Source organism: Methylobacterium sp. FW102-HT35C08, assembly GCF_058790235.1.
Genome location: NZ_JBYTCL010000002.1, coordinates 5,944,694 through 5,962,706 on the forward strand (window position 1 = coordinate 5,944,694; position 18,013 = coordinate 5,962,706).

The following is an 18,013-nucleotide window of genomic DNA, read 5'->3' on the forward strand; positions in this document are numbered from 1 at the left end:
GGCTCGGATCCCGGCGTGCGCCTTCTGTGCCACCGCCGGCCCGACCCCCCACAAGGCCCGAACAGCGTTCGGTCCGCAGCCGCGCAGTTGTGGAATATATCGTATCACGACATAAATGGCGGACACACCAACCGGAGATCCAGATGAACGGCGGGACCGAGATCGAGCGTGGTGGCGAGAGGCCGCTGCGCCGCGCGTTGGGCGATTTCAGCGCGGATCGACGGGTCCTGACGCTGGCCGGGATGGCCGTGGTCACCGGCACCGCCGCGAGCGGCACCGCCTGGATCCTGCTGACGCTGATCGGCCTCGTGACCAACTTCGCGTGGTACGGCCGCTTCGACACGGCCCTGACCTCCCTCGCGGACGCGACGCCAGGGCCGTGGATGGTCGCCATCCCGGTGATCGGCGCGCTGATCGTCGGCGCCATGGCGCGCTATGGCTCCGAGAAGATCCGCGGTCACGGCATCCCCGAGGCCATGGAGGCGATCCTGATCGGCGGCAGCCGGATGTCGCCCAAGGTGGCGGTGCTGAAGCCGGTCTCGTCGGCCGTGGCGATCGGGACCGGCGGCCCGTTCGGCGCTGAAGGGCCGATCATCGTCACGGGCGGCGCGGTGGGCTCCCTGTTCGCCCAGTTCTTCCATCTCAGTGCCGCGGAGCGGAAGACCCTCCTGGTGTCGGGGGCAGCCGCCGGCATGACGGCGATCTTCGGCACGCCGGTGGCGGCCGTGCTGCTCGCCCTCGAGGTGCTGCTGTTCGAATGGCGCCCGCGCAGCCTCGTCCCGGTGACGGTCGGGGCAGTGACGGCGGCCTGCTGGCGTCCCGCCCTGTTCGGGGCCGGCCCGCTCTTTCCCTTCGCGGACAACCCGAACCTGCCGTGGTGGGGCCTGCCCGCCTGCGCGGCCGTGGGCATCGCCTGCGGGTTGATCTCGGGCAGCCTGACGCGGATTCTGTACGCCCTTGAGGACGGCTTCGGCCGGCTGCCCATTCACTGGATGTGGTGGCCGGCCCTGGGCGCCGTGGTGGTCGGCCTGGGCGGCCTCGTGGAGCCGCGGGCGCTCGGCGTCGGCTACGACGTCATCCACGATCTGCTGTCCGGGCACATGCTGGCCGGCGCCGTCGTGACCATCCTGGCGGTGAAGGCAATCATCTGGCTCGCCGCCCTGTCCTCCGGCACGTCCGGCGGCGTGCTCGCGCCGCTCCTGATCATCGGTGGTGCGGTGGGATGGCTGCTCGGCCTGCTCCTGCCGGGTGCGCACGGCTTCTGGGCGCTGATCGGCATGACCGCGATGCTCGGCGGCACTTTGCCTGCACCGCTCACCGGCGTGGTCTTCGCGGTCGAGGTCACGGGGGACATCGCCGCTTTGGCCCCGCTGCTGGCCGCCACCATGGCGGCCTACGCGGTCACGGTCCTGCTTCTGAAGCGCTCGATCCTCACCGAGAAGATCGCCCGGCGCGGCCAGCACGTGACCCGTGAATACGGGATCGACCCCTACGACCTCGCGCGGGTCGCGGCGGTGATGACCCCGAAGGTCGAGACCTTGGCCGCCGACCTGCCGCTGACCGACGCGCTCACGGCCATCGAGGACGGAGCCCATCATGCCTACCCGGTCGTCGACGGGGCAGGCCGCCCCGTCGGGTTGGTCTCGCGCAGCGACGCGCTGGACTGGGCCCTGGAGGAGCGTGACGGCGACGCGGCGGAGGGCACCCTCGGCGAGCGCGTCTCGGATGCCGATCTCGCGGTGGTCCATCCGGGCGACGTGGTCTCGCACGCGCTCGACGTGATGCTCGCGGCCGGGCAGGGGCGCCTGCCGGTCACGGATCCGCAGAGCGGCCGGCTGGTTGGACTTTTGACGCGCAAGGACCTGCTCCAGGTCCGCGCAACCGTGGTGCGCGCCGAGGCCGAGCGGCGGGCGTTCTTCCGCAGCCGCGATGCGCGCCGAACACAGGTCGGAGCATGACCGAGGGCCTTCGCATCCCGGGGCGGACGATCAGGCTCGACCGAGTCCGGCCCGGGGCCTGCTGCCTGATGGCCGGCCGCGACGGGCCGGATCTTGCCCTCCTGGTCAGCCGGGAGGGGCGACCGGCGGCGCTGCTGCTCAACCGGCGCAGCACGGAGGGCGGCCACCTGCCCGTCCGCTCCGATCTGCCGCCCGACGCGGACGTTCTCGAATTGCGCGGCGCCGTCATCGCGCCGAGCGGCGCCCCCGCATCCGGCCAAGCCGCGACGTCAGCGGCCGCCCTCCATCTCGGTGACGGGCGCGCCTACCTGTGCGGCCGCGATGAATCCGGACGGGGTGCGCTCTTCGATGTCGCGACCGGCCTCGCCAGCGCCGTCGATCCGGCCGCGTTGCCGCGGACCCGATGCTGGCGCGTGATGGTGCCGGAGGCCGGCGGCGTCGTCACGCTTTATGAGGCGGAGCCCGCCTGAGATCCCGCGCATCAGCGCAGGAAAGTCGGCGCCACCCACCAGCCCGGATGGGCACGGCGCAGGGCGGACGCCGCGCGCACCGCGCCGCGGCGGTCGGAGAACAGCGCGAACACCGTCGCGCCGGAGCCCGACATCCGCGCCAGCCGGCAGCCGCGCGCCCGCAGTGCCGCCAGCACCTCGCCGATCACCGGTGCCACAGTCAGGGCCGGCGCTTCGAGGTCGTTGCGGGCCGGGCCGATCGCCGCGACGAGGGCGTCCCGGTCGAGACCCGCGGCGATGACCGGATGGGCCGCGCCCGCGCGCGTCTCGCCGACCGTCAGGCCCAGCGCCTTGAACACCGGCGCGGTGGGGACCGCGACGCCCGGATTGACCAGCACCGCCGGGAGCGGCGTCACGCCGAGGGCGGGTCCGATGTCCTCGCCGGCGCCGCGCATCATCCGGGCCCGCGGATCGAGGCAGACCGGAACGTCGGCCCCGGTCTCCCGCGCCGCCGCGACGACGGCCGGATGGTCGAGGGCGAGCCCATTGAGGCGCGCGAGCAGGCGCAGGGCCGCGGCGGCATCGGAGGATCCGCCCCCGATGCCGGCGGCGACCGGCAGGCGCTTGATCAGGTGGAAGCCGCCCGTCCGCAGGTCCGGGACCCGCGCGGCCAGCCCCCGGGCCGCGCGCAGCACCAGATTCTCCGCCGTCGGGCCAGCCGGCCCGGCCGTCGGCCCGCTGACGGCGAGCCCCAGCGGAGCGCCCGGATCCAGGGTTAGCCGGTCCGCGGTGCCCGCGAAGGCCACGAGGCTTTCGAGCACGTGATAGCCGTCGCCCGCCCGCCGTCCGAGAACGTGGAGCGTCAGGTTGACCTTGGCGGGGGCGCGGTCTGCGAGCAGGGACACGGGATCTCGAAACGGTGGTGGAAGCGCTCCGCGAGGCTCTACAGGCTCGCGCACGGGAACAACAGCTCAGCCGAGATCGCCGTGCGCGGTATAGGGGAGGGCATCGCCGACGCGGATCGCGGTCAGGTCCTCGGCGAGTTCCACCAGCCCGTCGCTGCCGGACAGGCTCGACAGGGCGCCCCCGGGCGCCGGGACGGCTTCGGGTGTCCCATCCGCGCCCGGCCGGAGGCACACGCGCAGGAACTCGCGCCGGCCCGGACGCTTCGCGCTGGCGAAGCCGCTCCGCACGGTGAGCGACGGCGCCGCGTCCAGCGCCCCCGACAGGTGCAGGACCAGCGGGCGGAGGATCGCCAGCGCCGTCACGTAGGCGGCGGCCGGGTTGCCCGGCAGGCCGATGAAGGGCGTGCCGGCGACATGCCCGAGGGCCACGGGCCGGCCCGGCTTGATCGCGAGGCGCCAGAAGGTCAGGCCGCCCGAGGCCTCAACGGTGGTGCGGACGTGATCCTCCTCGCCGACCGAGACGCCGCCCGAGGTCACGATCAGGTCGTGATCCGCCGCCACCGCCGCGACGCGCTCCCGGAGAGAGGCGGCCGAATCGCGCAGGATGCCGAAATCGACCGGCACGGTGCCGAGACGGCAGAGAAGGGCGGCGAGCATCGGCCGGTTGGCATCGTGGATGCCGGCGGGCGGCACGGGCGGCCTCACGGATGTGGTCCGCCGGCTTGCGGCATCGGGGCGGCGCGATCAAGCTCCGGAGCGTGGCTCCGACGGGTCCGATCCTCTACGGTCCCGCCATGTCGACCGCCGAAGAGCTCCCGTCCCAGCGCCACCTTTTCGAGGTCCCGCCCGAGGTCAGCTACTTCGACGCGGCGGCGTGGTCGCCCCTGCCGCGGGCCGTCCGCGCGGCCGGCGAGGCTGGCATCCTGACCAAGAGCCGTCCCTGGGAGCACCCCCGCGAGGCGATCCCCGCCTGGGCCGAGCGGGCCCGTGCGGCCGCCGCCGGGCTGATCGGGGCGGCCGCCGACGACGTCGCGATCGTCGGCTCGATCAGCCACGCCATGGCCGTCGCCGCGCGCAACATCGAGCCGATGCCGGGCGGGCGCCTGCTGCGGGTCGCCGACGAGTTCCCGTCCTTGCGCTTCGCGTTCGACACGCTCGCCGCCGTCCACGGCCTCGTCGTCGAGGAGGTCGCGCGTCCCCGGGACGGCGACTGGACCGCCGCAATCCTGGACGCAATCGAGCGCCCGGGTGCCCCGCCGCTCGCGCTCGCGACCCTGACCCCGCTGCACTGGACCGACGGTGGCCTGATCGATCTCGACCGCCTGGCGCCCGCGGTCCACCGGACCGGCGCGGCTCTGGTGATCGACGCGACGCAGGCGGTGGGTGCCGTGCCGGTGGATGTCGCGCGCTGGCGGCCCGACTTCCTGGCCTTCCCGACCTACAAATGGGCGTTGGGACCCTACGGCCTCGGCTTCCTCTACGCCGCGCCCCACCGGCAGGACGGCACCGCGATCGAGGACAATCTGGGGAACCGCCCCCCGGCCGTGGGCGCGCGCCGCTACGATCGCGGCGAGCTGAACGATCCCGTCGCTCTGCCCATGGCGGCGACCGGGCTGGAATTGATCGCCGGCTGGGGCGTGCCGGCCGTGGCGACCCGGCTGCGCGGGCTCACGGATCGACTCGCGGAGGCAGCCGCGGCGCTGCCGCTCTCGGTCGCGCCGCGGCACCTGCGTGTGCCCCACATCCTCGGATTGCGCTCGCCGAGCGGGCTTCCCGCGGGCGTCGTCGATCGCCTCCGCCGCAGGGGCGTGTTCGTGAGTGAGCGCGCGCAGGCCCTGCGCATCAGCCCGCATGTCTGGGCCGACGAGGATGACCTCGCGCGCTGTCTCGCCGCACTGCAGGACGAATTCGGACGTGAAACCAGACACGCTGCGGGAACGTAGCAAGGCTAGGCCAAGCGTCCGGGACAGTGCGGATGCCGTGCCGATCCCCGACGCCTAGGTCTCCGCCGGCAGCCTCTCTCGCTGCCTGCGGAGAAAGGCTGCCCGCACGCGTATGTCGAGACCTATGTCGTATCCCGATGACCTTCTGCGCACGACGGATGCCGGCCGTACGCGGCCCGGCCGGCTGCCCGGTGCGCTGAGGGCTGCCGTCTCGGGGCGGTTCGCCGTGATCCTCTCCGGCGAGCTGACCCAGAGCCTGTTCCACTTCGTCCTGAACATCCTGCTGGTACGCGAACTCGACGCGCACGATTACGGGCTGTTCGCGATCGTGTTCACGGTGGGCGCCGTCGGCATCACCTACATCCGCGCGCTGGTGGCGATTCCGGCGACCCTGCATGTCGCCCGCAGCATCGGCCGGCCGGCAGCTCTCGGCTACGACGTGATGTTCGGCTCCGGCGCGCTGCTGGTCTCCGGCGTGATGGGCGTCGGCGTCGGGCTCGCCCTCGTCCCGGTGATCGGCCTCGGCGCATTGGCGGCCGGGGCTTTCGTGGGTCTCTACGCCTTCCGCAGCTACCTGCGGATCGTGCTCCTCGCCCGCGGCCGTGCGCGGATCGCCGGGCTCAGCGACGTCGTCTACGCCGCCTGCGGGACGGTGTTCGCGGCACTCGGTCTCGACGGTTCGGGCGCGGTGCTCCTCGATCATGCCTTCGCGGCGATCGCGCTGGCTCACGCGGTCGCCATCGCGGTGGCCTACGGGGTGCTCCGCGAGCGGCTCCGGATCTCGCTGCACGCGCGGACCCGGGCGCGCTACCGGGCGATCTGGCGAACCCTGGCCTGGTCGCTCGCGGGCGTGACCAGCCTGACGGTGCAGGGCCAGGGCCTGACCCTGCTGTTCGCCCTTCTCGCCGGCCCGGCCGCCTACGCCCCCATCGCGGCGACGCTCGTGCTCTACGCGCCCCTGCGCATTCCCACGAGCGCGCTGATGAACATGGTCCTGCCGGAGATCATCCGGCTGCGCGCGACCGGGCAGGTTCAGGCGGCCCGGCGGATCGTGATCCGCCAGGCGGCGCTGCTCGGCTGCGCCTGCCTCGCCTACGGGGCCGCGATGGCCGCGCTGCTGCCGCTTATCGAGGAGATCCTGTTCAAGGGGCGGTTCGCCGACGCGCCGCTCGGATGGATCGGGCTCGGCGTCTGGGCCGTGGTCACCGTCTCGCTGCTCTACGCGCTCCCCCGCGCCTACCTGGAAGCATCGGCGGCGTTCCGGACCATCACCGCGGGCGCCGTGGCAAGCGCTGCGCTGGGCTTCGCCCTGATGGTGCCGGCCCTCCTGCTCCTGCCGGCGGCCACCGCGCTCCTCGGCCTGCTCGCCTCCGAGATCGCCACGCTGGCCTGGTCGGTGAACGCCTTTCGGAGCCTCGCGCGCATGTCGCACGCCGCGCCGTCCGCCACCTGCGCGACCTGAGGCCGGGCGCGTCCGGAAAGGATCTGTCGCGTCAGGTGACAGCCTCGGCGGCCGGCGCCGTGTCCACGGCCGCCGCCGGTGTACCGAAGCGGCCCCGCAACGCGTGGCGGGCGCGGTCCACGAAATGTGCGGCCGCGCCCTGCGGCGTGCGCGCGCCCATCAGCGAGGCCAGGGTGAGGTTCTCGGTGCCGAAACGGCCCTTGAAGCCCTCGTCGCCGCACAGGAAATCAACGGTCTGCAACCCGTGGTCGATCGACCACATGATGTAGTCCATCATCAGGACCATGCCGGGGGAGCCCCGCTCCGCGGCCGGATCGTAGGTGGTGACGAAGGCCATCATGGCGCCCGCCTGGACGAAGTTGATCGAGACCGCCACGACCGCGCCGCCGCATTCCAGCACGAAGGCATGGAGCAGCCCGGTCTCGCGCAGGACCTCGACCATGGCAGGCAGAGCCTGCGATCCCTCGTCGTAGAACGCCGTCGAGGCCAGCCCATGGGCCGCGAGCCAGGCCCGCTTGAAGGTGGTCAGCCGCTCGAGAACCGGTGCGAGCGGCTCCTCCGGACCGAGGAGGCGGAAGGTCAGCGCGCCGCGCTCGCCCATGAATTTCTGGCCGCGCCGATAGTTCTGGCGGGTCTTCTTCGACTGTGCGTCGAACCACGCCGCCCCGGATTTCCAGGGACCGCGCACCCGCCAATTCGCCTCCTCGCGATGGTTCAGGCGCAGCCGGATCCCGCCGCCCGGGCTGTCGAGCAGCGCCCGGGCTGCGGCGCCCGGGAGAAGCCGGTTCAGGTAGGCGAGGTCGAAACCGCCGGCCTGACCGGCATGGCGCCACATCCGCCGCACGAGATCCCGGTCCGTCCCGGGGGCCAGGAGCGCGTCACCGAAATCCGCGCATTCCTTCGCGGCCCATTCGAGAACCCGGAGGCCCTTCCGGCGCACGGTCGCGAGCGGCATCACGCCGACGAGCGACTCCCCGCGCCAGGCCAGCACGATGGCCAGGGCCCGGCGCTCCCGATCCGGCGTGCTCGCCCACCAGGCGGAGATCCAGGCGTGACTCTGGAAGACGAGGGCGCCGCTGCGTCGCCACAGGTCGGTCCAGGCCGGACCGACCTCGGCCAGCCGCTCGCTCGTGCGAATCGTCTCGAAGTGCTCGAGGGCCATGGTCATGCGCCCGGACGCGGCTGAGACACGGCTCCGCGCAGGCGCCTGGCCTGCCGCGTGATCCGCCGGCCCATCTTCTTCAGCGGCAGCAGGTAGAGGCCCGAGAGGGATTGATAATCCGCAACATCCCGATCGACGAGCCCGAATTTGAAATCTTCGTTGGGCTCCGGCACGCACAGCGTCCCGAACAGGCGATCCCAGAAGGAGAACAGCAGGCCGAAGTTCTTGTCGTAGTGATGCGGTGCGGTGGAGTGATGGAGCTGATGCCAGTGGGGGCACAGCACGACGTTGTTCAGCGGCCCGAACGAGATCTTGAAATGCGTGTGCCGCACGAAGTCCATCATCAGGATGTTGCGCATGATGTAGACGTTGATGCCGAACACGGTCAGCTCGACGGGATTGAGGGCGACGAGGCTCCAGATCCCGAAGCAGATCCCGGGGATCACCCCGTCCCAGGCCCGGTTCATCAACTCGTCGAGCGGGTGCACCCGATCCTTGGTGATGCCGACCATGACCTCGGCCGAGTGATGGACTTTGTGGAGCTCCCAGAGAAACGGATAGCGGTGCTGGGCCGTATGATAGAGGTAATAGGAGAGGTCGTAGGCGAGGAGCATCGTGGCGGTGAAGATCACCACGGTGATCGCTCCCGGTGCGCCGAAGACCGGCTCGTGGATCCCGAAGATCGCGCCCAGGACCCTGTTGGTGGCATAGCCGACTGCGACCACGAAGGTCACGCCGGCCGGGATCAGCAGGAACGGCATGATCGCCTTGCGGGTGATGTAGAACAGCAGGTCCGCCCGCGCGGACGGATGCGCGATCACCTCACGGGGGATCGTGAATTCGAAGAATTCCGCGAACGAGTATCTCTCCGCTGTTCGGAGATACGCGATCAGCGCGCAACCGAGCGCGGTCGCGAACAGCATGCCCGCCGCGAGCAGATTCTCGGCCGAGACCTTCTGGATAATCTGCTGGATGAAATGGGCAATATCCATAAAGCCGCGTTCCCTTCGCCGAAAAAGGCCCGATTCCCGCGAATGCGGCGCGTGCGCTGCCACGCTTGAACCCGGATAGATCGCCGGCAAGACCTTCGACCGGTGCTCACCCCCACTTGCGTGCTCTCTAAATCAGCCGTCTTAGACTGGTTCCGGTCGAGGAGCGGGCCGCTCATAACATGGAACGCGATACCGGACCATTCGCGGCCGAATACGGGGCTGCCTCCGGCTTCGCACGGGTTGGCAGCCCTGTTCACGGTGCCGACGATCGGCTCAGGGTCGCCTGCACCATGGTGGTGATGCCGTCGGCCGCCGAGCGTTCCGAGAAGAGGGCCTCGTAGCGCGCGCGTGCCGCACGGCCGAAGTCTCGCCAGCTCTCCGGTTCGGCGACGATCCGCGCCAGCGCGTCGGCGAGCGGCTGAGGGCCGCCGGGCGCCACGATCCATCCGGTCCTGCCGTCATCGACGACCTCCGGCAGCCCGCCGATCGCGGTCACCAGCGGCGGCACCCCGTACGACATGGCTTCGATGGCCACCCGCCCGAGGGATTCGGGCCGCTGCGACGGCATGGTCACCACGTCGGCCCAGCGATAGAGCGTGTCCGGGGCGGCCACGAACGGCCGGAGGCTGACTTGGTCCGACAGGCCGGTCTCGGCGATCCGGGCCACCAGGGCGCGCTCGCGGGCCTCGTCCTCGAAGGCGTTGCCGACGATGCGCAGTTCGATCCGACGCCGCGTCGACTCCGGGAGGGAGGCCAGCGCCTCGATCAGCACGTCCTGGCCCTTGATCCGGCTGATCCGCCCGAGCATCAGCACCCGGAGCGGACGCGTCCCGTCGTAGGTCGACGGGTTCGGCTCGGCCGGCCCGGCGATGCCGTTGTAGACCACCCGCGTCAGGAGGCGCGGCGGCAGCGCGAAGGCGCGCTCGGTGGCGCGCGAGTTGAACACCACGCTGGCGCCGCTCCAGCGGATCAGCCCGCGCAGGACCGCCAGCACCGCCCCCTCCGCGATCTCGTGGACGTGCACGATGCTGCGCCCGGGGCTCAGCCGGGCGGCCAGCAGGTAATCGGCCACGACGGAGGTGTTGATGTAGACGAGGTCGCTCGCACGGATCCGTCGCAGCGCGCGCAGCACCGCACTCGGCAGCGCCATCATGCCCAGCGTGGCGAGGCGCGGCAGGTTCTTGCGACGCAGGATCCAGAGCGGCTCGACCACGATTCGAGACGCATAGGGCTCCAAGGCCGCGACGATCGGGCCGGCTTGGGGTAGGACCACGTCGATCTCTGCCCACGGATGGGCGGCCCGCAGGGCGCGCACCGTCTCGATGAAGCAGCGGTCGGACCCGTAGAGTTCGTAGCCCTGGTGCACGCAGCTTATGCGTAGTCCCCGCTCAGGCACGCCGCGATCACCCCCGGAACAAGTCATCTTCTATGTCGATCTACCCGCTGGAAGATTGGTTCCGGTGATCAACTATAAACCTAAGGTTGAAAATTTGACTAACAGGGTTGGTGTTCACAGGCCTAATACAATATGAGGGGCAGGCTGAGAAGGAAGGACGATGTCGGATCGCGCGCCCGCGGTACTTATTCTCGGAACGCGCGGCATCCCGGCCGCCCATGGCGGATTCGAGACTTTCGCTGAACGCTTCGCGCTCCATATGGCCAGCCGCGGCTGGCGCGTCGGGGTGTATTGCCAGAAGGACGTCGATCGCGTGGGCACACGGGTCTCGTCGCGTTTCTGGGAGGGCGTCGAGCTGATCACCGTCGAGGTCGGCCTGCGCGGCCCGGCCGCCACGCTGGCCTTCGATGCGATCTGCGCCCACGACGCCGCCAATCGGGACGGGGTCTGCCTCGTGCTGGGCTATAACGGGGCGGTGTTCCTGCCCTATCTGCGCGCCCGCGGTGGCCGGATCCTGACCAACATGGACGGGATCGAGTGGCGCCGCCCGAAATGGTCTCTGCCGGTCAGGGCGTTCTTCTATGTCAGCGAGTGGATCGCCGCCTGGTCGTCCCAGCGCCTGGTCGCGGACCATCCGGCCATCGCCGATCATCTCGCCGAGCGCCGCACGCGCGACGCCATCGCGACCATCCCCTACGGGGGCGATCCGCCGCCGCCGGGTCTCGGGCGGCCGCCGCTCGGCCTGGAACCCGATCGTTACCTCGTCTCGATCGCCCGCATCGAGCCGGACAACAGCATCCTGACGCTGGTCGAGGCGTTCTCGCGTCGGCCGAGGGGGATGCGGCTCGTGGTGCTCGGCACGATGACGGTCGGCGATCCCTACCACCGCGCCGTGGAGGATGCCGCCTCGCCCGAGGTGCTGTTCCCCGGCGCCATCTACGACGCCGACCAGGTCCAGGCCCTGCGGGTCCACGCCCGCGCCTACCTGCACGGCCACACGGTGGGCGGCACCAACCCCTCGCTGGTGGAGGCCCTGTGGGCGGGCAACGCGGTGATCGCCCACGACAACCCGTTCAACCGCGGCACCGCGGGCGAGGCGCAGTTCTACTTCACGGACGGTGTTTCCTGCGCCGCCGCGATCGAGCGCGTGCTGGCCGACGCGACCGCGGTCAACAGCGCCCGCTTGGCGGCGCGGCGGCGCGCCGAGAGCTTCCGCTGGGACGACGTGCTGGCGGCCTACGAGGACGAGGTGCGGCGGGTCGGCGGCTACCCGAAGGCGCCACCCCGCCGCCCGCCGCCCGTCGTCGCGCCCGCCCGAGCAACCGCGGGAACGGAGTTGTAATGCCGAGCCGGCGGGCGCTCCTGGCGGGCGGCCTCGCCGTCGCGGCGGCGGGACCGCGCCCGGCCCGGAGCGACGTGGAGCCGCTGCGGCTCCGCCGCGGGATCGCGCTCTGGCCCTGGTTCTCGCTCACCACCGAATTTCCGGCGCCGCGAACCGATTATGCCTGGCCGCCGTTCCAGGCGGACCGGCCAGTGCCGAGCCGATCCGACTTGCGCCAGCTCGCGGCGCTCGGCTTCGACTTCGCGCGTCTTCCGCTCGATCCCGGTCCCTTCGTCGCCTTTACCGGCGCGCGGCGCAGCGAACTCCTTGGCGATCTGTCGTCTGCGATCGACGCCGTGCTGGCGAATGGGATGCGCGTCCTGGTCAATGTCCAGGCGAACGCGGCGACGCACCACTACACGCCGGACGCCTTCTACGGATCCGACCGGGCCCCGCTCTTCCAGGCCTATCGGGATCTCATCGTCGATCTGGCCCGTCTGTGCGCCCGGAAGGGCGCCGACCGGGTGGCGCTGGAGCCGGTCAACGAGCCGCCGCAGGCCTGCGGAGCGCTCGCCTGGAACCGCGTCCAAGCGAGCCTCCTCACGGCCGCGCGCACGGCCGCGCCGTCGCTCACCCTGGTGGCGACCGGCGCCTGCGGCAGCCTCGTCGACGGGCTGACGGCCCTCGATCCGGCCTCGCTCCGGACGTTCGCGCCGCTCCTCTACACCTTCCACTTCTATGAGCCCTACCTGTTCTCCCACCAGGGCGCGACGTGGCTCACCGAGGAGCCGTTCTACCGCTGGCTCAACGCCGTGCCGTGGCTCGGCACCCACGGCAGCCTGAAGGAGACGCTCGCGGCGGTCCGGGCCCACATGGACGCCAACCCCGCGGTTCCGCAGGCGGAGAAGACCCGCGACCTGGCGGTGATCGAGGCCAAGCTGCGCGAGTACTTCGCGGCCGAGCCCGGTCCGGCCTACATCGCCCGGGCGATGGCCCCCGTCTCGACCTGGGCCGACCTCTACGGCATCCCGCCCGCCGCCCTTCTCATGGGCGAGTTCGGGGCTCTGCGCACCGATGCCCGGTTCACGGCCGCGCGCGCGCCCGATCGCGCCGCCTACATCCGTGACGTGCGCGAGGCGGCGGAGCGGGCGGGCTTCGGGTGGTCGTTCTGGAACCTGTTCGACGGGCTCGGCCTGATGAGCGATGCCCACGTCGTCGATCCAGGCCTCGTGCCAGCGCTCGGCCTGCGGCGCTGAGGCGTCCTCAGCTGCGCGGGGCGCGTCGGCCGGGCGGGAACAGGACGATCAGCATCAGGGCGAACTTGGCGAGCATCGTGGTCTTGCCGGCCAAGCCTTCGAAGGTGTTGACCAGGATCACGAAGGCGAGGATCGGGAGCCAGACGCCCCGCCGGCAGGTGCGCGCGACCTCCGTGAGGTAGAGGCCCACCGCCAGCACGAGCACCGCCGTCACCAGGACGCCGTGATAGAAGACGTCCGAGATGATCGAGTTCTCGATGCCCCATTCCAGCCCGTAGATCCGCCGCAGGGTGCTCACCTGGAGGAGGTCCGGCCCGAACAACAGCTGCCGGAGCGGGATGGCGTCGAAGATCGCCAGCATGTCGACGCGGGCCTGCGCGCTGCCGCCGTCGGAGACGAAGCGGCTCAACAGCGTGTCGAAGAAGCCGATCTCGGCCAGGGCCGCCACGGCCAGCGGCACCAGCGTGAGGGCGAAGCAGGCGCAGGCCGCACCGGCGAGCGGGATCCGGCCGCTGCGCAGCGTCCGGTTCAGCGCGACAAGTCCGACGCCGCTGCCGAGGACGAGCGTCGTCACGGTGGCCGAGCGGCCGCCGAAGGTGACCAGCGCGACGAGCTGAACGGCGATCATGCCGGCGCGCAAGGGTGGAGCGAGCCGGCCGCCGCCCTTGGCTAGGGCGAGGATGTAGCAGGCCGTCATGGTGGCGTTGGCGAGCGGGTGACCCTGGAGCGCCGCAGACCGGGTATCGGTTTCGAAGGCGACCCCGTCGAACCGGAACGGGAAGAAGCGCTGGCCGCTCACAGCCTCGTAGAGCCCGAGCAGGGCGTTGGCGAGCATGACCAGGTGGAACACGGTCTCGAGCCGCCCGAGCATGGCATCGTCGCGGTCCATGAGCAGGATCGGGACGAGGCCGGCCAGCACGAACGTGTCGATCGAGCCTGCGAGGCCCGTCCCGCCCCGGGCCGCGATCAGGACGAGGAGCAGGACGCCGCAGACCGCCAGCAGAACGCTGGCCGGGCGGCGGGTCAGCGCCTTGGCCACCGGAATGACCGGGTTGCCGGCGCGCAGCATAACCCAGCCGAACAGCGCGACCGCCATGTATGTGGCCGGATGGATCTTGGACGGCGCCGAGCCGCTGATCCCGTCGTAATTGAGCCCGAGTGCCCAGAGGAGGCCGCCCGAGACGCCGACGAGCGCCAGCGTCCAGAGCAGGAAAGCCACGGTCTCGGCCCGCGCCAGCACGCCCGTGCCCGCCCGCGGGGGCGCATCGAAGCGGTGCCCGATCGAGGCCGGACGCGAACCCATCAAGCCCGGCGTCCGCCCAGCAGCACGGAGCCCGAGATCGGCCGCCCCAGCGTCTCTGAGGTGTCGACGAGGTCGATCAGGTCGCTCTGGCGCGTCGTGCCGTTGCAGGCGACCAGGAGCAGCCTGTCCGCTGCGGCCGCCAAGGGGCCGAGCCGCAGGTTCTCGGTGAGCACGCCGCCGTCGATGATCACCAGCTCGAACCGGCCCTTCACCCCCGCGATGAAGCGCTCGATGTTGGCCTGGGTGAGCGCGTCGCGGATCGGTTTCTGGGTGTCGCCGAGGCCGATCCGGCGGATTCCGGATTTCGGATCCGTCTGCGTGACCGCGTTGAGGCTCTGCTCGCTGCGCAACACGTCGAGAAGGCCGCCCGTGCCGGACCCGTCCGCGCGCAGATCCGCGTCCACGAGCAGCACCCGGTCCCCGCGCCCGACCGCGACCGACGCAAGCAGTCGGATGACGGCCCGGCGCTGCGCGTCATCCGCCTTGCCGGACGTCACGAGCAGCGCCAGCGAGGGTGCGCGGCTCCCCGATGTCGCCGCGAGATGGTCGAGGGTGAAGCCCGCGGCCGCCGCGTTAGCGCGGCTCGGCCGAGCGCCCGGCAGCACGGAGACGACCGGCGCGTTCGAGAGCCTTTCGAGCTGACGCGAGGAGAGAACGGTCGGCGCGAGGTACTCCCGCGTCAGCGCGAGGCCCGCGCCGAGGCCAAGTCCGCCGGCGAGCGCTGCGGCGACCAGGATCAGCCGGGGCGGCCAGCTCGGATCCTGCGGTGGCCGGGCCGCCGTGATGATCCGGGCGTTGGAGCTGTCGATGCTGGTCTGCTCCTTGATCTCGCGGGCCCGGACCAGGAAATTGTTGTAGACCGAGCGCGCCGCCTCGACCTCGCGCTCCAGTTCGCGCAGCTGCACGGACGACTGGGCGGTCACCGCCGATTGCCGCTGCAGCTTCTCCAGCTCGGCCGTCAGCGTCCGCTCATTGGCCTGGGCGCGCTGAGCCTCGGTCTCGGCGGCGCCCGCGATGCGGTTGAGTTCCGCGTCGATCAGCCGACGGACGTCCTGCATCTGTGTGCGCACGGCGGCGATGAAGGGGTGGCGCTCCCCCAGATTGGTGCGCAGATCCGCCTCCTTGGCGGCGAGTTCGGCGTACTGGCCGCGCAGGCGGTCGATCGCGGAGGACTGGACCGCCTCCGGCATCGCGCCGGACCCGACCGGCTGCCCGCGGGCGCTGCGAATGCCCTGCAGGCGCGCCTTCGCCTCGGCTGTCCGGGCCTGGGCGGCCACCAGCCGGGTATTCAAATCGGTCAGCTGCTGCTCGTTCACCAGGCGGCCGCTCGAAGCGATCAACCCGTTGCGGGCCTTGTAATCCTCGAGCTTCTTGTCGGCGACGTTGACCGCCTTGCGCAGCTCGTCGAGCCGGCCCCGCAGGTCGCCCGCCGCGCGCTTTGCGGCATCGGATCGGGCATCTGTTTGGTCCGCCAGGTAGGCGTTCGCGATGGCGTTGACGATGCGGGCCGAGAGGTCCGGGTCCGTTGTCGTGACGACGACGTCGATCACGAAAACCTTGTCGGCGCGCTTCACCGCGAGGCGCCGCCGCAGCTGGTCGAGCGCACGGCCGCGCGGATCGACACGCCGCTCAACCCTGGGACCGGTGATCATCTCCCGCAGGGCGGCCAGCGCGCTGAGCACGCGATTGTCCTGCGGCACCCCGAAACCGGGTTCCTTCTCCAGTCCGGCCTGCGCGACGGCGCGTCCGAGGACCACGTCCGATTCGATCACCCGCACCTGGCTCTCGACCTGCGCGATGCCGCCGTCCGGAGAGAGCGCACCCGGATTGACGTCGTTGGACACGACCTGCCGGTCGCGCGGATCGATCAGGATCTGGGCTGTTGCGGTGTAGAGGGACGGAGTGATCAGGGCGTAAGCCAGGCCCAGCAGGCCAAGCAGCAAGGCCGTCCCGAAGACGAGCCGCTTGCGACGCCACAGGATGCGCCAAAGATCTCCGAATTCGGCCGTGGTCTCCGGCTGGCTGGGGCTCGGCCGCTCGGGATAACCGGGCTGCACGGGGGTGAGCCAGGTTGCGACAGCGATATTAGGGTCGATCCGTGCCACGATCGGTCACCGTCGTCTCAATCCAGGTCAGTCCCGCCCGGGTGACATGCCCTGCTGCAAGAGTCGCGCGGGCTTCTGACAAGCCGTGATAACTGCGATCGGTCGAGCGAGAAACGCTGATTACTGGAACGTTGGTAAACGCTCTTCACAGGTTTGAGCGCCTTTTCGCGATGTTATCGTTCTCGATACGGCTGACGGTATATAGCGTTGCACGGTCCACGGAGCGACGGATCATCGCGCTGGGCCGGAGCGCGAACGCCGATGCATGTGAGAGTTCGCCTCGACGGGACGCGACCGCTCCGGTGGCAGGCTGCGCTGCTGCGGCGGATCTCAGACATCCCCGAAATCCTGAGCGTGAGCGTCGACGATGCGCCCGGGCCTGGGGCATGGCCGTCCAGCGCCGATCTGCTCTTCCGGCTCGAGGCCCTGGTCCATGGCCTGCAGCCGCTCGGATCGGCGCCCCTTCCGCTACACGAACTCGACCGGTGGCGTCACCGCGGCACGGCAGCCGATCTCGTGATCGACGTGTGCGGCGACGTCCCGCCCGGTCCTGCGACCTGGCAGCTGGCCTATGACGGCGCGCCGGGCGAGGCGGCGCTGCTCGCCTCTCTGCTCGCCCACGCCGTTCCGCGTGCCACGCTGGCGGCGGACGGCCGGATCATCGCCGAGAGCCGTCTCGGCGCCGACCGGCCGGGCGTCGTGCTCCCGAGCTTCGACGATGCGCTGGCCCGCACGGTGACGGTGATCACCGCGGCCCTGCGCGACCGGATCGCGGGGCGCGCGGCCGCGCCGGCCGGCTCGGCCGAGCCGGAGGCTCGATCCGGTGGCCTGGCGCTGCCGGTTTTCGGCAGGCAGGCCGGGCGGATGCTCGCCGGCGCGCTCGTCCACCGGCTCTACCGCCTCTGCTACAACGCCCCGCACTGGCGTTGCGGATGGCGGCGCCTCGTGGGACCCGACCTGATCGATCTCGGGCGGTTGCCCGACTCGGGCTGGACCGTGCTGCCGGATGACGGTCGCCGTTTCTACGCCGATCCGTTCCCGATTGCCGTTGCCGGAACGACCCACCTCTTCGTCGAGGATTTTCCGCACGCGACCGGAAAGGCCATCATCTCGGCAGTCCGCTTCGGTCCGGACGGTCCCGAAGGCGCGCCCGTCCCGGTTCTGGAGGAGCCCCACCACCTCTCGTATCCGTTCGTCTTCAAACGCGCGGGTTCGGTCTGGATGGTGCCGGAAAGCTCTGCGGCCGGCACGGTCGACCTGTATCGCGCGACGCGCTTTCCCGGCGGCTGGGTCAAGGAGACGACGCTCCTGTCCGGCGTGGTCGCGAGCGATGCGACCCTGGTCGAGCATGGGGGGCACTGGTGGATCTTCGCCACCGTGCGCGATGCCGAGCGCGACGCGCCGGCCGGTGCGGGCTCCTTCCACGACGCCCTCTACCTCTGGTCCGCACCGGACTTCCGGGGGCCCTACACGCCGCATCCGTCCAATCCGGTGCTGGTCGATCCCGCGCTCGCCCGTCCGGCCGGGCGCATCGTCGCGCGCGGCGGACATCTGATCCGCCCGATCCAGGATTGCGCCGCCGGCTACGGCCGCGCCCTGGCGCTGGCGCGGATCGACCGGCTCGACGGCGCGGGCTTCGCGCAGACCGTCCTCGCCCGGATTGCGCCGGGCCCAGGCTGGCCGGGCAGCCGCCTGCATACCCTGAACGCCGGCGGCGGCATCGAATGCATCGACGGTGCCGCCCGCGCGCGGCGGTTCTGA

14 protein-coding genes are annotated in these 18,013 nt (G+C 71.2%); 7 read left to right on the plus strand and 7 right to left on the minus strand.

Translation table 11 applies throughout. The annotated features are described in order from the left end of the window. Positions 1–143 precede the first annotated feature (143 nt). Positions 144–1,958: a chloride channel protein gene (locus tag AC3WSN_RS28465; RefSeq protein WP_492542521.1), complete on the plus strand. Its 1,815-nt coding sequence runs from the start codon at positions 144–146 to the stop codon at positions 1,956–1,958. Then, complete coding sequence (locus tag AC3WSN_RS28470) at positions 1,955–2,428, plus strand: hypothetical protein (protein ID WP_492542523.1); 474 nt, start codon at positions 1,955–1,957, stop codon at positions 2,426–2,428. The genes AC3WSN_RS28465 and AC3WSN_RS28470 overlap by 4 nt, the downstream gene beginning before the upstream one ends. 11 nt (positions 2,429–2,439) lie before the next feature. Here the strand turns inward: AC3WSN_RS28470 and AC3WSN_RS28475 are convergent, their stop codons facing one another. Both AC3WSN_RS28475 and AC3WSN_RS28480 read right to left on the minus strand, forming a co-directional pair. Beyond that, entirely contained in the window at positions 2,440–3,312 is an 873-nt protein-coding gene (locus AC3WSN_RS28475) for a 4-(cytidine 5'-diphospho)-2-C-methyl-D-erythritol kinase (protein WP_492542525.1), read from the minus strand. Positions 3,313–3,378: 66 nt separating this feature from the next. Beyond that, positions 3,379–4,017: a molybdopterin-binding protein gene (locus tag AC3WSN_RS28480; protein ID WP_492542527.1), complete on the minus strand. Its 639-nt coding sequence runs from the start codon at positions 4,015–4,017 to the stop codon at positions 3,379–3,381. Positions 4,018–4,070: 53 nt separating this feature from the next. Between AC3WSN_RS28480 and AC3WSN_RS28485 the strand changes: the two genes are divergently transcribed. Further along, positions 4,071–5,255: an aminotransferase class V-fold PLP-dependent enzyme gene (locus AC3WSN_RS28485; protein ID WP_492542529.1), complete on the plus strand. Its 1,185-nt coding sequence runs from the start codon at positions 4,071–4,073 to the stop codon at positions 5,253–5,255. Between the two features lie 124 nt (positions 5,256–5,379). Continuing rightward, positions 5,380–6,717 carry a polysaccharide biosynthesis protein gene (locus tag AC3WSN_RS28490; RefSeq protein WP_492542531.1) on the plus strand — a complete coding sequence of 446 codons (1,338 nt, stop codon included), beginning with the start codon at positions 5,380–5,382 and terminating at the stop codon, positions 6,715–6,717. Positions 6,718–6,748: 31 nt separating this feature from the next. On the opposite strand, the gene AC3WSN_RS28495 is transcribed toward AC3WSN_RS28490, so the two are convergent. From AC3WSN_RS28495 to AC3WSN_RS28505, 3 genes are all read right to left on the minus strand, one after another. After that, on the minus strand, positions 6,749–7,879 hold the full coding sequence (locus AC3WSN_RS28495) for a GNAT family N-acetyltransferase (protein ID WP_492543313.1): 1,131 nt from the start codon (positions 7,877–7,879) through the stop codon (positions 6,749–6,751). Between the two features lie 2 nt (positions 7,880–7,881). After that, positions 7,882–8,871 (minus strand): sterol desaturase family protein, encoded by a 990-nt coding sequence (locus AC3WSN_RS28500; RefSeq protein ID WP_192706541.1) that lies wholly within the window; start codon positions 8,869–8,871, stop codon positions 7,882–7,884. A 253-nt stretch (positions 8,872–9,124) separates the two neighbouring features. Then, the gene (locus tag AC3WSN_RS28505; protein WP_492542534.1) at positions 9,125–10,237 is read right to left on the minus strand and encodes a glycosyltransferase family 4 protein; all 1,113 of its coding nucleotides are present in this window, start codon (positions 10,235–10,237) and stop codon (positions 9,125–9,127) included. A gap of 190 nt (positions 10,238–10,427) precedes the next feature. On the opposite strand from AC3WSN_RS28505, the gene AC3WSN_RS28510 reads away from it, so the two are divergent. Then, positions 10,428–11,609 (plus strand): DUF1972 domain-containing protein, encoded by a 1,182-nt coding sequence (locus tag AC3WSN_RS28510; RefSeq protein WP_492542536.1) that lies wholly within the window; start codon positions 10,428–10,430, stop codon positions 11,607–11,609. After that, positions 11,609–12,844 carry a glycoside hydrolase family 5 protein gene (locus AC3WSN_RS28515; protein WP_492542538.1) on the plus strand — a complete coding sequence of 412 codons (1,236 nt, stop codon included), beginning with the start codon at positions 11,609–11,611 and terminating at the stop codon, positions 12,842–12,844. The genes AC3WSN_RS28510 and AC3WSN_RS28515 overlap by 1 nt, the downstream gene beginning before the upstream one ends. Before the next feature lie 7 nt (positions 12,845–12,851). On the opposite strand, the gene AC3WSN_RS28520 is transcribed toward AC3WSN_RS28515, so the two are convergent. Both AC3WSN_RS28520 and AC3WSN_RS28525 read right to left on the minus strand, forming a co-directional pair. After that, complete coding sequence (locus AC3WSN_RS28520) at positions 12,852–14,147, minus strand: VpsF family polysaccharide biosynthesis protein (RefSeq protein WP_492542540.1); 1,296 nt, start codon at positions 14,145–14,147, stop codon at positions 12,852–12,854. Beyond that, a complete protein-coding gene (locus tag AC3WSN_RS28525) occupies positions 14,147–16,252 on the minus strand; it encodes a GumC family protein (protein ID WP_492542541.1) in 2,106 nt (701 codons plus the stop codon). Before AC3WSN_RS28525 ends, AC3WSN_RS28520 begins: the two co-directional genes overlap by 1 nt. 261 nt (positions 16,253–16,513) lie before the next feature. Here AC3WSN_RS28525 and AC3WSN_RS28530 point away from each other — a divergent pair, with 261 nt between their 5' ends. Then, complete coding sequence (locus AC3WSN_RS28530; RefSeq protein ID WP_492542543.1) at positions 16,514–18,013, plus strand: glucosamine inositolphosphorylceramide transferase family protein; 1,500 nt, start codon at positions 16,514–16,516, stop codon at positions 18,011–18,013.